Consider the following 14,912-nt stretch of genomic DNA (forward strand, 5'->3'; position numbering starts at 1 on the left):
CGTGTCGGATTCGTTTGTCCATCTGCACAACCACACTGAGTACTCGATGCTCGACGGGGCCGCCAAGGTCAAACCGATGATGACCGAAGCCACCCGGTTGGAGATGCCCGCGATCGGCATGACCGACCACGGAAACATGTTCGGCGGCAGTGAGTTCTACAACGTCGCCACCGACATGGGCGTCAAACCGATCATCGGTATCGAGGCGTACATCGCACCGGAGTCGCGTCTCAACACCAAACGCGTCCTGTGGGGCAGCCGGGACCAGAAGGGCGACGACGTCTCGGGTAGCGGCGCCTATACCCATATGACGATGGTGGCCGAGAATGCCACCGGTCTGCGCAACCTGTTCAAGCTGTCGTCGAGGGCGTCGATCGAGGGACAGCTCGGCAAGTGGTCCCGCATGGATGCCGAGATCATCGCGGAGCATTCCGAAGGCATCATCGCGACCACCGGCTGTCCGTCCGGCGAGGTCCAGACACGACTGCGACTCGGCCATGAACGCGAAGCCCTCGAAGCCGCCGCCAAGTGGCAGGACATCTTCGGCAAAGAGAACTTCTTCCTCGAGCTGATGGAACACGGCCTCGAGATCGAGGGCCGGGTCCGCGACGGTCTGCTCGAGGTGGGACGCAAACTCGGTATCCCGCCGCTGGTCACCAACGACTGCCACTACGTAACCAAAGACCACGCCTCCAGCCACGAAGCGCTGCTGTGTGTGCAGACCGGCAAAACGCTGTCCGACCCGACGCGGTTCAAGTTCGACGGCGACGGTTACTACCTCAAGTCGGCCGCCGAGATGCGCGAGCTCTGGGACCAGGAGGTCCCCGGCGGCTGCGACAACACGCTGCTCATCGCCGAGCGGGTGCAGAGCTACTCCGAGGTCTTCGAGCATCGTGACCGGATGCCGATCTTCCCGGTGCCCGAAGGCGAGACGCAGCCGAGCTTTTTGCGCAAAGAGGTCGAACAAGGTCTGAAGACCCGGCGGTTCCCGAACCGCGAGGTCCCGCAGGAGTACCTCGACCGCGCGAGCTACGAACTCGACGTCATCATCCAGATGGGGTTCCCCGCATACTTTTTGGTGGTCGGTGACCTCATCCGGCATGCCAACGAGGTCGGCATCCGGGTGGGTCCGGGCCGTGGATCGGCCGCCGGGTCACTGGTGGCCTGGGCGCTGGGCATCACCAATATCGACCCGATTCCGTACGGCCTGCTGTTCGAGCGGTTCCTCAACCCCGAGCGTGTGTCGATGCCCGATATCGACATCGACTTCGACGATCGTCGTCGTGGCGACATGGTGCGGTACGCGACCGAACGGTGGGGTAGCGACAAGGTCGCCCAGGTCATCACCTTCGGAACCATCAAGACCAAGGCCGCCATCAAGGACTCGGCCCGCGTCCAGTTCGGCCAGCCCGGTTACGCGATCGCCGACCGCATCACCAAGGCGCTACCGCCGCCGATCATGGCCAAGGACATCACGATTGCCGGTATCACCGATACCGGCCATGAGCGGTACAAAGAGGCCAGCGAGGTCCGCACGCTCATCGAGACCGATCCGGATGTCAAGAAGATCTACGACACCGCCCTCGGCCTCGAAGGTCTGATCCGTAATGCCGGCGTCCACGCCTGCGCGGTGATCATGTCGTCCGAGCCGCTGACAGAGGCGATCCCGGTGTGGAAGCGCGCGCAGGACGGCGCCATCATCACCGGTTGGGACTACCCGTCGTGTGAGGCCATCGGTCTGTTGAAGATGGACTTTTTGGGGTTGCGCAACCTCACGGTCATCGGCGACACCATCGACAACATCAAACTCAACCGGAACATCGACATCGACCTCGATGCATTGCCGCTCGATGATCCGGCCACCTATGAGTTGGTGGCGCGCGGCGACACGCTCGGCGTCTTCCAGCTCGACGGTGGGCCGATGCGGGAGTTGCTCAAACGCATGCAGCCCACCGGGTTCGGTGACATCGTCGCGGTGCTGGCGCTCTACCGTCCGGGTCCGATGGGCATGAACGCCCACAACGACTATGCCGACCGTAAGAACAACCGGCAGCCGGTCAGCCCGATTCATCCGGAGCTCGAAGAGCCGCTCAAGGAGATCCTCGGCGACACCTACGGTCTGATCGTCTACCAAGAGCAGATCATGCAGATCGCGCAGAAGGTGGCCGGGTACACCCTCGGACAGGCCGATATCCTGCGTCGAGCCATGGGTAAGAAGAAGCTCTCGGTGCTGGAGGAGGCCTACGCCGGATTCCGGCAGGGCATGCTGGACAACGGATTCTCCGAGGCCGCGATCAAGGCGCTGTGGGACACGATTCTGCCGTTCGCCGGCTACGCGTTCAACAAGTCGCATGCGGCCGGCTATGGTCTGGTCTCGTTCTGGACCGCGTATCTCAAAGCCAACTATCCGGCCGAGTACATGGCGGGCCTGCTCACCTCTGTGGCCGACGACAAGGACAAGGCCGCCATCTATCTGGCCGACTGCCGACGCCTCGGGATCACGGTGCTGCCACCGGATGTCAACGAGTCGCAGCAGAACTTCTCCGCCGTCGGTGAGGACATCCGGTTCGGTATGGCCGCGGTGCGCAACGTCGGAAGCGGCGTGGTCGCCTCGATCATCGAAGCGCGCAAAGAGAAGTCGAATTTCACGAGCTTCTCGGACTACCTGGCGAAGATCAGTGTGACCGCCTGCAACAAGAAGGTCACCGAATCGCTCATCAAGGCAGGCGCCTTCGATTCGCTCAATCATCCGCGCAAGGGCTTGTTCCTGGTCCACGCGGACGCGGTTGACGCGGTCCTTGGCACCAAGAAGGCCGAGGCGATCGGACAGTTCGACCTGTTCGGTGACGCCGGTGGTGATGGCGGGGGCGGTGTCACCGACGATGCGTTCGCGGTGAAGGTCCCGGACGAAGAGTGGGATACGAAACACAAACTCGCACTCGAACGAGAGATGTTGGGGCTCTACGTCTCCGGACATCCGCTCAACGGTGTCGAGCACGTCATCTCGGCCCAGACGGACACGTCGATCACCTCGCTGCTCGAAGGCAACGCCAAAGACGGCGCGCAGATCGTGATCGGCGGCATCATCTCGGCCGTCACCCGACGTGTCAACAAGAAGGGCGAGTCGTACGCCGTTGTCCAGATCGAGGACATGGTCGGTGGCGTCGAGGTCTACTTCTTCCCGCGGGCCTATCAGGCATTTGGCATGGACATCGCCGCCGATGCGGTGGTGTTGGTGAAGGCGCGCGTCAACCTACGCGATGACAGCATGATGATTTCTGCGAATGATCTTGCCGTGCCTGATCTTTCGCATGTCGGAGTCGCCAAGCCGGTATCGTTGATCATGCCGACGAGGTTGTGCACCGCCGACCGGGTCAGCGCGCTCAAGCAGGTGCTGGTCCGTCATCCCGGAACCTCCGACGTCCACGTCCGGTTGACCAGCGGCTCTAAGGAGACCACGCTGAAACTCGACGATCAGCTCCGCGTCAACCCGACGTCGGCACTGATGGGTGACCTCAAGGCGTTGCTCGGACCGTCCTGTTTGAGCGTTTAGACCCCCAACCGGGCAGCAGGAATATCGGCCCGGCGGGGGAGGTTGATCGGAATTCGTGCACGCGGTTCGTGCACGTGAACACATATGGAGGATCGATGCCACTACAGGGTGAATACGAGCCGAGTACTTCCGACTGGGCGCGCAAGCAGGCCGAGGAGATCGAAGAGTCGGGCGGTACCAAGGGCACCGAGCTCGAGGGTATGCCAGTGGTGGTTCTCACCACCGTTGGCAACAAGTCCGGCAAACTCCGTAAGTCCCCGCTGATGCGGGTGGAGCACGACGGCAAGTACGCCGTCGTCGCATCGTTGGGCGGAGCACCGAAGAATCCGGTCTGGTACTACAACGTCGTCGCCCACCCGCAGGTCCAACTCCAGGACGGCCCGAAGGTCCAGGACATGGTCGCCCGCGAGGTGTTCGGTGAGGAGAAGGCGATCTGGTGGGAGCGCGCGGTCGAGGCATACCCGCCGTACGCCGACTACCAGAAGAAGACCGATCGCCAGATCCCGGTGTTCGTGCTCGAACCCGCGCAGTAATCGGGCAGGTGTGGCGGCGGGAGCCGAGTTTTGGTGGAGTGAGACCATTGCGGACGTGACTAGTGGATCTCCGACCGACAACACCATCGCCACATCGCTCGATGCCGCCGCGATCGATGCGGCGGCCGAGCGCATCAGTGACGTGGTTGTCGCCTCTCCGCTGCAGCTCTGCGAGCGGTTGTCCGCGCGCACCGGCGCAACGGTCTACATCAAGCGCGAAGACCTGCAGTCGGTGCGCTCGTACAAGATTCGTGGCGCCTACAACGTCATGGCACAGCTGACCGACGCCGAACGTGACGCCGGTGTGGTCGCCGCCAGCGCAGGCAACCACGCGCAGGGCGTCGCTTACGCGGCCCGCGCCATGGGGATTCGGGCCCGGATCTACGTACCGACCAACACGCCCAAACAAAAGTGCGACCGGATTCGTTGGCACGGTGGGGAGTTCGTCGAACTCATCGCCGTCGGAGACACCTACGACGCTGCGGCCGCCGCGGCGCTGACCGATGTCGCGGCCACCGGAGCCACCTGGATCCATGCGTTCGACGACCCTCGCACCGCCGCCGGACAGGGCACCATCGCCAAGGAGATCATCGCCCAACTCGGGGTGATGCCCGATCTGGTGGTCGTGCCGGTGGGCGGTGGTGGTGCGCTGGCCGGCATCACGACCTATCTGCGCGCGCACAGTGACAAGGTGCGCATCGTCGGTGTCGAACCGACCGGTGCGGTCTCGCTGTCCGCAGCTCTGGTCGACGGGGGTCCGGTCACCTTGAGCAAGATCGATTCGTTCGTCGACGGTGCTGCCGTCAGGCGCATCGGGAACATCGGGCATCAGGTCATGGTTGCCGCCGGCGCGACAGTCGCCTCGCATCCGGACCTGCCGCCTGCGAGCACGGTGCATCACGACGTCGACAAGTTGCCCATCGGCGGCTCGCACATCACACATGTCGACGAGGGTGCGATCTGCTCGGCCATGCTGGAGCTCTATCAAAACGAGGGCATCATCGCCGAGCCCGCCGGTGCGCTGTCGGTGACCGCGCTCGACGACCTGCCGATCGAGCCGGGCTGGACTGTGGTCTGTCTGCTCTCGGGCGGCAACAACGACGTCTCGCGGTACGGAGAGGTCATCGAACGATCGCTGGTCCATCGTGGGCTCAAGCACTACTTCCTGGTGGACTTCCCGCAGGAACCCGGCGCCCTGCGGGGATTCCTCGACGAGGTGCTCGGCCCGGACGACGACATCACGCTGTTCGAGTACGTCAAGCGCAACAACCGCGAGACCGGTGCCGCGCTGGTCGGTGTGGAACTCGGTTCGCCGGACGGTCTGGGCCCGTTGCTCGGTCGGATGGACAACTCGCGTCTGACCTGTGAGCGTCTCGAACCCGGATCGCCGGTCTACCGCTACCTCACCTGACCCGGACCCCACCACTCAAACGCTCCGGTTATACGAGGATGCTCCACATATTTGTGGAGCATCCTCGTATAACCGGAGCGTTTGGTATTCAGGCGAGGGATCAGGTCCGGCGCAGGATCACCGCGTTGTGTCCGGCCATCGTGCCGTCCGGGGTTGGCGGTTCCCAGGCCAGCAAGACGGTGCCGGTGAACGGTAAGGGGACCGACTGCCCGGTCAGCGTCACCACCGTGGTGATGGCGCCGCGGTGCATGGCGAACCAGGTGTTGTCGGCGGCCCAATCGGTGGCCACCGAATCGAAGGTGTTCTCGGTCAGATCGGGTTCGCCGGCACGCAGCGCGATCAATGCGCGGTAGAAGTCGAGCACCCGGGCGTGCTCGCCGACGCCGACCTCGTCCCAGCCCAACTTGGAGCGCTCGAAGGTCGCCGGATCCTGCGGATCGGGGATCTCGGCGGCATCCCAGCCGTGTTCGGCGAATTCGGCCTTGCGACCGTTCGCGGTCGCCTCACCGAGTTCGTGTTCCGGATGCGAGGTGAAGAACTGAAACGGCGTGCTCGCCGCCCACTCCTCACCCATGAACAGCATCGGGGTGAATGCGGACGTCAGGACCAGCGCCGCCTTGACCGCGAGTTGTCCGGCGTTCAGGTACTCGCCGGGCCGGTCGCCGACCGCGCGGTTGCCGATCTGATCGTGGTTGCACGTGTAGACCACCAGTGAGGTGGCCTTGACCAGCATCGGGTCGATCGGCCTGCCGTGCCTGCGACGGCGGAAGGACGAGTATGTCCCGGCGTGGAAAAAGCCTTCCCGCAGAACCTTCGACAGGCATTCGAGACTGCCGAAGTCGGCGTAGTAGCCCTGACGCTCGCCCGAGACCGCGGTGTGGATCGCGTGGTGGACGTCGTCACACCATTGCGCGGCCAGACCGTACCCGCCGAACTCACGCGGGGTGATCAGCCGGGGGTCGTTGAGGTCGCTCTCCGCGATCAGTGACAGGTGTCGCCCCACCCGCGCCGAGAGTTCGTCGGTGCGGATCTGGAGTTCGTCGAGCAGATGCAGTGCGGTCCGGTCGACGAGGGCGTGCACGGCATCGAGCCGTAGGCCGTCGGCGTGGAAGACCTCCATCCATCGCAGGGCGGAGCCGAGTATGAACTCGCGGACCTCGTCGGAGTCGGCCTCGTCCAGGTTCACCGCCTGACCCCACGAGTTGGCGCCGGAGGTCATATACGGGCCGAAGTTCGGGAGGTAATTGCCCGATGGTCCGAGGTGGTTGTAGACGGCGTCGATGATGACGCCGAGCCCGCGCGCGTGGGCTGCGTCCACGAACCGAACCAGTGCGTCCGGGCCGCCGTAGGGTTCGTGGACCGCGTACCAGCCGACGCCGTCGTAGCCCCAGTTGTGGGTGCCGTTGACGGCATTGACCGGCATCAGTTCGACGAACTCCACGCCGAGTGAAACCAGATGATCGAGTCTGTCGATCGCCGAATCCAGGGTTCCGCCGGCCGTGAACGTCCCGATGTGCAGCTCGTAGATGACCGCTCCGGCGACCGGCTTGCCCGTCCAATCGGTGTCGGTCCAGACCTGTTCCGCGATCTCGTGGACCTGACTGAGTCCGTGGACGCCGTCCGGTTGTCGTGCCGAACGTGGATCGGGGAGTGGCTCGGTGGCGTCGTCGATCAGGTATCCGTACCGGGCGCCGGGTGCGGCGCTGACCGGAGATTCCCACCAGCCACCCGGGCGCGGGCGCATCTCGTGGGTCGTTCCGTCGATGATCACACGCATCTTCTGTGCGGCAGGCGCCCACACCGGGAGGATTGTCACTCCCAAACCGTATGTCCTCGGAGCCGAGAACGCTGTTCGTGCAGTCTTCTGGTTGCGCCCGGCTCGATGAGCTAAGTTAACGGGCAATCGCACCGGGTGCCGATCCGTATCGAGGCTTGGGCTAGTGTGACTACGCACGCATCGATTTCTCGGGTGAGTTTGCCGGAGTCCCGTATTGCATGAGTTGCTCTACGGAACCGGCTTTTCGGGGGGACCAGGCGTGTTCGTTGGGTGGTTCGATATCCATGTGGCACTATGAGCGAACTCACACGATGCGTTTACGTGTGGCGGGGACAACGAAGGCAGGGTGTGATCACACAATCCGTGACGGCAGGCACCGGGGGGGCTGCCGCGACGCGCAGGAAGCTGGCACCGCTCACGCGGTGGTTCCGCGAGCACATCGTTGCCTCGTTCGAGACCTTCGGCCGTCAGATGACGCTCTTCCTCGAGGTCTTCAAAGTTCTCTTTGTCGACATCGTCAAGCGGAGGTTCCCGTTCGGTGAGTTCATCCGTCAATGTGCGTTCATGGCGAACACGTCGGTGATCCCCACCTTGCTGGTGGCGATCCCGGTCGGCGTGATCGTCTCGATTCAGGTCGGCAACATCGCCAATCAGATCGGTGCCACCTCGTTTTCGGGTGCGGCCACCGGCCTCGGCGTGATTCGCCAGGGTGCGCCGTTGGTGACCTCGCTGCTGCTCGCCGGCGCCGTCGGTTCGGCCATCGCGGCCGATCTCGGTTCTCGCACGATTCGCGATGAGATCGACGCGATGAGGGTGATGGGCGTCAACCCGACCCAACGGCTCATCTCGCCGCGACTGCTCGCGACGATGGTCGTCAGTTTCCTGCTCTGTGGTTTTGTCTGCTTCATCGGATTTGTCACCGGTTACGTGTTCAACGTCTACGCGCAGGGAGGTACGCCGGGTAGCTATACCGGCACCTTCGCGTCCTTTGCCAGTCCGGCCGACCTCGCATTCGCCATTCTCAAAGCGGTGATATTCGGTGCGATCGTTGCCGTGGTCGCATGCGATCGCGGTCTCAACACCAAAGGCGGACCGTCCGGCGTCGCGAACTCGGTGAACGCCGCCGTCGTCAATTCGGTGATCCTGCTGTTCACCGTCAACGTCATTCTGACCCAGATCTTCGCCGTGCTCGTCCCGACGAGGGTGGTCTGAGATGGTTGCCTCCAAATACACGCCCCCGGTACTGAAGCCGGTCGAGTGGGGCAAGAAGGTCTACGAGGGACCCCGCGACATCCTGGTTCTGATCGGTCACCAGGTCACGTTCCTGGTCCGGTCGGTTGGCGCTGTCCCGATCGCCTTCAAGCACTACAGCAAAGAGATCTGGCGCCTGCTCTCCGACGTCACCTGGGGCAACGGTGCCATCGTGGTCGGCGGCGGCACGATCGGCGTGATCATCCTGCTGGGCATCATGGGCGGCGCCACGGTGGGCATCGAGGGTTATACCGCGCTGAACCTGCTCGGGATGTCGCCGGTGACCGGTGCCGTGTCGGCGTTCGCGACCACCCGCGAACTCGGCCCGCTGCTCGCGGCGGTGGCATTCACCGCGCAATCGGGCTGTAGGTTCACCGCGCAACTGGGGTCCATGCGCATCAGTGAGGAGATCGACGCGCTCGAGTCGATCGCGATCCGTCCGATGCCGTACCTCGTCACCACCCGGATGATCGCGGCCGTCATCTGCATCATCCCGCTGTATTCGGTCTCGCTCGCCGCGAATTACATTGCCTGCCAGGTGATGTTCCAGGTGCAGAGTGGTCAGGGCAGCGGTGTCTATCTGTCGTACTTCTACCAGTTCATCCTGTCGCGTGACATGGTCTATTCCGTCATCAAAGTGGTCATCTTCGTGATGCTGACAACGTTCATCCAGTGCTACTACGGCTTCTTTGCCTCGGGTGGTCCCGAGGGTGTCGGGGTGGCCGCCGGACACGCGATCAGGTTGTCGATCATCGTGCTCGTCTTCGCGAATCTCTTGCTGACACTGGTCTTCTGGGGTCTGTCGCCCGGCATCAGGATCTCGGGGTGACGACATGAATGTGGACACAACCGGGCGTAACCCATCGGCGACGCAGTACCTTCTGCGTGGCGTCGCATTCGTGATCGTCCTCATCCTGATCCTGGCGGTGCTCGCGTTGCGGTACCAGGGGGCGTTCGACGAAAAGGTGGAAGTGACCGCCAGTCTCGAGGACATCGGGGACGGTCTGGTCAGCCAGGCGGATGTGCGTTACAACGGGCTCATCGTCGGTGCGGTCACCTCGATCGATGTCACCGATACCAGCTTGTCGGACGTGAACATCAACATCATTCCCGAACAGGCACCGGGTATTCCCGCCAACGTGACCGCCAGGACGGTCCCGAGCAACCTCTTCGGGGTCAACTCGGTGGAGCTCATCCCGCCTGCCGATCCGAACGGTCATCTGTCGAGCGGAAGCAAGATCGTCGCGGACGAGTCCAAGGAGACCATCGCCCTGCAGTCGGTGCAGAACGAACTCCGTGAACTGTTCACTGCGGTACCGCCGGAGGAGATCGGTCGCGTCCTGGCGACGATCGCCGAGGCGCTGCGTGGTGGTGGCAATGTGTTCAGCGCATTCGTCGGCACCCTCAATCAGTACTGGGAACAGATCAACGCGCAGTTCCCCGACGGGGCGCCGCCGGGCTTCGACAACTTCAACGAGTCCATGCAGGGGATCGAAGAGTCCACGCCCGAACTCCTCGACGCGATGGGACGTGCGGTTGTTCCATCGCTGACGATCATCGAGCGCCAGCGTGAACTCGTGAGCACCCTGACCGCTGCACAGGGAATGATCGACGGCTTGCAAACACTGTTCGCGGCCAACGGTGATGGCGGGATTCGCATCGTCAACGATCTGAACACCATGACCGGAGCCATTGCCGTCGATGCCGATGCACTGCCGCAGAGCCTGCGTGCGCTCAACGTGCTCGCCGCCAAGGTGCTGACCGTGTTCACCGGTACCAATGGCAAACCCCTGCTCAACATCGGTGTCAGCTTCAGCCCGTTCCAGATGTACAAGCATCAGAACTGCCCGGTGTACAACGGCGGGGAGTACGGCATCACCCGCGGGCCGGGCTGTACCGGACCCGGCACCGCAACCGGACCGACCAGTTCGGGTCCGCTGGCGATCACCCCGGCCGGCGCAACCACGCCGAGCGCAACCACTGACACCGGCCCGGCGACTGCGCCGGGCGTGGTCACCACCGCGACCGACAACAAGACACTGCAGGCCGCGTTGGATCGGGAGCCGTCGGCGGCCGACACCTTGATGTTGGGCCCACTGGTGCAATCCGTCCAGGTTCAGGGAGGTGGGAGATGAGTTACCGCAAGCCGCTGATCGGGTTCAGTCTCTTTGCCGTCCTGGCACTCGTGCTGACCTGGACGATCTGGTCGACGCTCGAGCGGTCGGTCTCCGGTGAGACGAACAAGTACACCGCCCACTTCAATGACGTGGCAGGTCTGCACGAAGGTGATGACGTTCGGATGGCAGGCGTCCGGGTGGGCCGGGTGGCGTCGATCGAACTCGACCGCAACCGTGCCGAAGTGCAGTTCGAGGTCCAGAACGACCAGTCGGTCTTCACCAACACCCGCGCATCGATCAAATATCAGAACCTGATCGGACAGCGATACCTCGGCTTGGAACTGGTCGACGATTCCGAGCAGCAGCGGATGAAGGCGGGTTCGACGTTGCAGGAACCGTCTCAGGACTCGTTCGACGTGTCCGCTCTGCTGGCCGGATTCCAGCCGGTGTTCGACACCCTCGAACCGGAACAGGTCAACCAGCTCTCGGAGAGTCTGGTCCAGACATTCCAGGGCAATGAGGTCTCACTGAGTTACACGATCGCCCAGATCGGTGAGGTCGCCTCTGATTTTGCCAACCGTGATCAGGTGATCTCCGCCGTCATCACGAACCTCAGCGCAGTCATGGGTGATCTGAGCAAGCAGGGCGAACAGATGCAGGAGCTCGTGAACAATCTGGCCGGCCTGATCGAGGGCCTCAATGCCAACTCGCCCGCGCTGGGTGCCGCAGTCGACAGCATCGGCAGTGCCACCGACCGTCTCGGCGGGCTGCTCGGTCAGATCCGTCCGGATGTCGAATCGATCGGCAGCGGCCTGCGCACCACCACCAGCGAACTGATCGGCGTCGGCGCCAAGCTCGATCAGCTGGCCATCGACCTGCCACTGTTCCTGGTGCACTTCCCGATGGTCATGGGTCAGGGCACATACCTGAACATCTATGCGTGCGATCTGGACGTCTCGATCGGTGGGGTGCTGTTCCCGCCGGGATTGATCAGCCAGATCGGTGGCTCAGAACATTCGGCGGTGTGCCGATGAGCGTGTTCAATCGGGATCGCATGCGAACGAGCTGGCGAAACAGCCGGTTCATCTGGCTTGGTGTGCTCGGTGCAGTGGCGTTGCTGGTTGTTGTGATGGCGACGTTTGTGCTGTCCGACTCCGGAATCGGCAAGCGTGAATACACCGGCGACTTCTCGCAAGCCGGAGGTATTCGTACCGGCGACAAGGTCCGGGTGGCCGGTATCGATGTCGGTGAGGTGTCGTCGACCGAGCTCGCCGGTGACCACGTCAAGATCGGCATGGAGGTCGACAACGACGTCGAGGTGATGGTGGACGGATCGGCAGAGATCAAACTCTCGACGTTGCTGGGTCAGCGGTTCATCGACCTCAAGGTCGGGGATTCGACCGAGCAGCTGAGCGGATCCCGCATCCCGAACACCCAGGTGCCCTACGACCTGCAGAAGACGATCGAACGCGGCACGCCGGTGCTGGCCGGCGTCAACGCCGGCGAGCTCGCCGACAGCGTCGATGCACTGAACAAACAGTTGGCCGATGCGCCCGGGGTCACCACACAGACGCTGGATGCGCTGACACAGATGTCGCAGGTGATCACCGATCGCACCGACCAGATCAACCTGCTGATCCAGGACACCGAGACGGTGACCGATGTGATCACCAGCACCCAGTACCAGCTGTCGGTGATCGTCGGGCAGGGTCAGCTGCTCGCACAGAAGATCGCCACCCGGCAGGAAATGGTGATGCGCCTGCTCGACGGCGTTGCCGAGCTGTCGAACGAGATGGAGGCGCTGGCGGCGGAGAACAACAACGAGTTCGCGCCCCTGGTCATGAACCTGAACACGATCTCCGAGGGGATGGAGAAAAACCGGGACAACCTGCGGCATCTGCTCGAGGTGCTGCCGCTGACGGTGCGCGTGATCGCGAACACCACGGGTTCGGGTCCGTACGCGATGGGTTATCTCCCGTGGGGTCTGTTCCCCGACAACTGGCTCTGCGCAGCAAATGTGGTGGCCGGATGCTGAAACGGACTGATGGCCATATGACGGGGGCACGGGTGCGCCGCACTATTGTCCTGATCGCGGTCCTGCTCACCACGGCCTTGGTGGGCTCTGGTTGCTCGCTGATCCCCGAGGGCCTGAAACATGCTGCGGGACAGTCGATCAAGCTGACAGCCTACTTCGACAGCGTTGCGGGCCTGTATATCGACAATGATGTCTCGGTGCTCGGGATGCCGGTTGGCCGGGTTCTGTCGATCACTCCGGAGGGCGAGCACGTCAAGGTCGAGTTCACCGTCGACAGTGACATCCCGATTCCCGCCGATGCCACCGCCGCGATCATCAACACCTCGTTGGTGACCACCCGGCACGTCGAGTTGTCGCCGCCGTATGTCGAAGGGGCGAAGCTCGAAGAAGGTGACACGCTGGCGAACGCGAAGTCGCCGGTGGAGATCGGCACCCTGTTCGACACCGTCGACAATCTGGTGCAGGAGTTCGCCTCCGACCCGGATGGCAACGGCCCACTCGGTGACATGTTGACGATCACGTCCGGCATCTTCGGCGGTAACGGAGAGCGCATGAAGACTGCGATCGATGAGCTGAGCAAGTTCGCTCAGGTTGGTGTGGACAACGGTGATGCGTTGGTCGAGGTGATCAGGAACATGTCGGAGCTGACCACCGCCCTGGTGGACAACTACCCGAAGATGACCGCGTTCTCCGCATCGCTCACCGAGGTGTCGCAGATGCTGGGTGACCAGTCGATCGGCCTGCAGGCCACACTCGGAGCGTTGAACCAGACACTCAACAACACCGCCACGTTCCTGGAGGCGAACACCAACACCCTCGGTGGCGCGATGGGCAGGCTGGCCGGATTGATCAGCAACCTGAGCGACTACTCGCGTCAACTGGTCGACACCATCGATGTTGCGCCGTTGGCGTTCGAAAACCTGGCGAACTCGGTGTCGACGGAACAACGGGCATGGCGCGCGCAGGTTCTCGTTGACAAGTCGCTGCTCGACAACGAGCTGCTCGCAACGTTCTGTGAGGCGATCAACCTGCAGGCGGACGGTTGCCGCACGGGTAGGTTGACCGGCTTCGGACCAGACCTCGGTGTGTTCTCGGCACTGGTGGAGTTGAGCAAATGAGAAACGTGAAACACGAGGGAAAGCGGTTGCGGACCACCGTGATCGCCGGCCTGGCAGCGATGATGTTGTTGTCGGGTTGTGGTGCGATCCCCAGCTTGACCATCGATCAGATCCCGATGCCCGCACCGGGTGGCGTCGGTGACGGTTACGAGATCAAGGGTTCGTTCGGCAACGCACTCAATCTGCCGTCGCGGGCCAAGGTGAAGCTCAACGGTAACGACGTCGGCCTGGTCGAGACGATCACCGCCAACAACTACCGGGCAGATGTCACGATGCGCGTGCGCAAGGACATCGAGTTGCCGGTCGGCACCGGCGCCCAGCTCCGCCAGGCAACCCCGCTCGGTGACGTTTTCGTGGCGTTGCTGCCGCCGGCCGAGGCCGCCTCAGCAGTGTTGATGTCGTCGGGTGACACACTCACCGGGGAGACGACCGAGGCCGCCACGGTGGAAGATCTGCTCGTGACCGCGACCGCGTTCGTCGACGGCGGCGCGATCAAGAATCTGACCGAGATCATCAACGAACTCTCTGACGCGATCGGCGGGAAATCGGAGGATCTGACCGGCGTGATCCAGGGACTGACCACCGGTGTCAGCCGTCTTGCGATGAACACGGAGGAGATCGACACCTCGCTGGCGTCGTTGAACGCAGTGACCACCGACCTGGCCGACGGCCGCAATCAGTTGGTGGCGTCGATCGGCACGGTGGGCCCGGCATTGGACGTGGTCAACGGCCAGATCCCGTCGATCGTGACGACAATGAACAAGACCAAGGCAGTCACCGATGCGCTCAACGACTTCCTGGACAGCCAGGGCCAGAACACGATCGAATTGGCGAACAACCTCGCGGTCGACGTCGAGGCGTTCGGTCGCGCCGCCGGTGAACTCGGTCCGCTGGCCGACAAGCTCAGGGTGCTGACCCCCAAGTGGGTCGACGCGACACCCGGTAGCGCGGCCACCCTGTCCGCCAGGGTCTGGTACCTGTCGCCGGGCTTCGGATCCGATTCCCGCAGCAGGCTTCCCGAGATGGAGGATCTCACCAACGGTGTCAGCAGCCTGGAACAGACACTGACCAGGGTGCTGGCACGTCTGACCGGTACCCGCGGATGTTGTGGGTGAGG

Annotated in this window: 11 protein-coding genes; 10 read left to right on the plus strand and 1 reads right to left on the minus strand. The window is 63.2% G+C overall.

Annotation, left to right across the window (positions count from 1 at the left end; genetic code table 11):
- Position 1 precedes the first annotated feature (1 nt).
- The 3 genes from dnaE (at position 2) to ilvA (ending at position 5,497) form a co-directional block, all read left to right on the plus strand.
- Positions 2-3,553: a DNA polymerase III subunit alpha gene (gene dnaE, locus AC1D75_RS12870; RefSeq protein ID WP_495515579.1), complete on the plus strand. Its 3,552-nt coding sequence runs from the start codon at positions 2-4 to the stop codon at positions 3,551-3,553.
- A 95-nt stretch (positions 3,554-3,648) separates the two neighbouring features.
- On the plus strand, positions 3,649-4,086 hold the full coding sequence (locus AC1D75_RS12875; protein WP_495515580.1) for a nitroreductase family deazaflavin-dependent oxidoreductase: 438 nt from the start codon (positions 3,649-3,651) through the stop codon (positions 4,084-4,086).
- A 55-nt stretch (positions 4,087-4,141) separates the two neighbouring features.
- The gene (gene ilvA, locus AC1D75_RS12880) at positions 4,142-5,497 is read left to right on the plus strand and encodes a threonine ammonia-lyase IlvA (protein ID WP_495515581.1); all 1,356 of its coding nucleotides are present in this window, start codon (positions 4,142-4,144) and stop codon (positions 5,495-5,497) included.
- 100 nt (positions 5,498-5,597) lie between these two features.
- Here ilvA and treZ read toward each other — a convergent pair whose 3' ends face one another.
- The gene (gene treZ / locus AC1D75_RS12885) at positions 5,598-7,313 is read right to left on the minus strand and encodes a malto-oligosyltrehalose trehalohydrolase (protein ID WP_495515582.1); all 1,716 of its coding nucleotides are present in this window, start codon (positions 7,311-7,313) and stop codon (positions 5,598-5,600) included.
- Between the two features lie 432 nt (positions 7,314-7,745).
- On the opposite strand from treZ, the gene AC1D75_RS12890 reads away from it, so the two are divergent.
- The 7 genes from AC1D75_RS12890 to AC1D75_RS12920 are packed head-to-tail and all read left to right on the plus strand — an operon-like array spanning position 7,746 to position 14,910.
- The gene (locus tag AC1D75_RS12890) at positions 7,746-8,486 is read left to right on the plus strand and encodes an MlaE family ABC transporter permease (RefSeq protein ID WP_482142155.1); all 741 of its coding nucleotides are present in this window, start codon (positions 7,746-7,748) and stop codon (positions 8,484-8,486) included.
- A 1-nt stretch (position 8,487) separates the two neighbouring features.
- Positions 8,488-9,354: an ABC transporter permease gene (locus AC1D75_RS12895; RefSeq protein ID WP_495515583.1), complete on the plus strand. Its 867-nt coding sequence runs from the start codon at positions 8,488-8,490 to the stop codon at positions 9,352-9,354.
- 4 nt (positions 9,355-9,358) lie between these two features.
- The gene (locus AC1D75_RS12900; protein WP_495515584.1) at positions 9,359-10,660 is read left to right on the plus strand and encodes an MlaD family protein; all 1,302 of its coding nucleotides are present in this window, start codon (positions 9,359-9,361) and stop codon (positions 10,658-10,660) included.
- Positions 10,657-11,676 carry an MCE family protein gene (locus AC1D75_RS12905; RefSeq protein ID WP_495515585.1) on the plus strand — a complete coding sequence of 340 codons (1,020 nt, stop codon included), beginning with the start codon at positions 10,657-10,659 and terminating at the stop codon, positions 11,674-11,676. Before AC1D75_RS12900 ends, AC1D75_RS12905 begins: the two co-directional genes overlap by 4 nt.
- Complete coding sequence (locus AC1D75_RS12910; RefSeq protein WP_495515586.1) at positions 11,673-12,677, plus strand: MCE family protein; 1,005 nt, start codon at positions 11,673-11,675, stop codon at positions 12,675-12,677. Before AC1D75_RS12905 ends, AC1D75_RS12910 begins: the two co-directional genes overlap by 4 nt.
- A 17-nt stretch (positions 12,678-12,694) precedes the next feature.
- Positions 12,695-13,795: an MCE family protein gene (locus AC1D75_RS12915; RefSeq protein WP_495516073.1), complete on the plus strand. Its 1,101-nt coding sequence runs from the start codon at positions 12,695-12,697 to the stop codon at positions 13,793-13,795.
- A complete protein-coding gene (locus AC1D75_RS12920) occupies positions 13,792-14,910 on the plus strand; it encodes an MlaD family protein (protein ID WP_495515587.1) in 1,119 nt (372 codons plus the stop codon). Before AC1D75_RS12915 ends, AC1D75_RS12920 begins: the two co-directional genes overlap by 4 nt.
- The last annotated feature ends 2 nt before the right edge of the window (positions 14,911-14,912 follow it).

This window comes from Williamsia sp. Y712 (genome assembly GCF_059445525.1).

What these genes read in the sequence shown, in the direction of transcription:
- AC1D75_RS12895 (WP_495515583.1), top strand. Translation starts at nt 8,488, where the DNA reads ATGGTTGCCTCCAAATACACGCCCCCGGTACTGAAGCCGGTCGAGTGG.
- AC1D75_RS12900 (WP_495515584.1), top strand. Translation starts at nt 9,359, where the DNA reads ATGAATGTGGACACAACCGGGCGTAACCCATCGGCGACGCAGTACCTT.
- AC1D75_RS12910 (WP_495515586.1), top strand. Translation starts at nt 11,673, where the DNA reads ATGAGCGTGTTCAATCGGGATCGCATGCGAACGAGCTGGCGAAACAGC.
- AC1D75_RS12920 (WP_495515587.1), top strand. Translation starts at nt 13,792, where the DNA reads ATGAGAAACGTGAAACACGAGGGAAAGCGGTTGCGGACCACCGTGATC.
- AC1D75_RS12890 (WP_482142155.1), top strand. Translation starts at nt 7,746, where the DNA reads ATGACGCTCTTCCTCGAGGTCTTCAAAGTTCTCTTTGTCGACATCGTC.
- AC1D75_RS12905 (WP_495515585.1), top strand. Translation starts at nt 10,657, where the DNA reads ATGAGTTACCGCAAGCCGCTGATCGGGTTCAGTCTCTTTGCCGTCCTG.
- AC1D75_RS12875 (WP_495515580.1), top strand. Translation starts at nt 3,649, where the DNA reads ATGCCACTACAGGGTGAATACGAGCCGAGTACTTCCGACTGGGCGCGC.
- AC1D75_RS12915 (WP_495516073.1), top strand. Translation starts at nt 12,695, where the DNA reads ATGACGGGGGCACGGGTGCGCCGCACTATTGTCCTGATCGCGGTCCTG.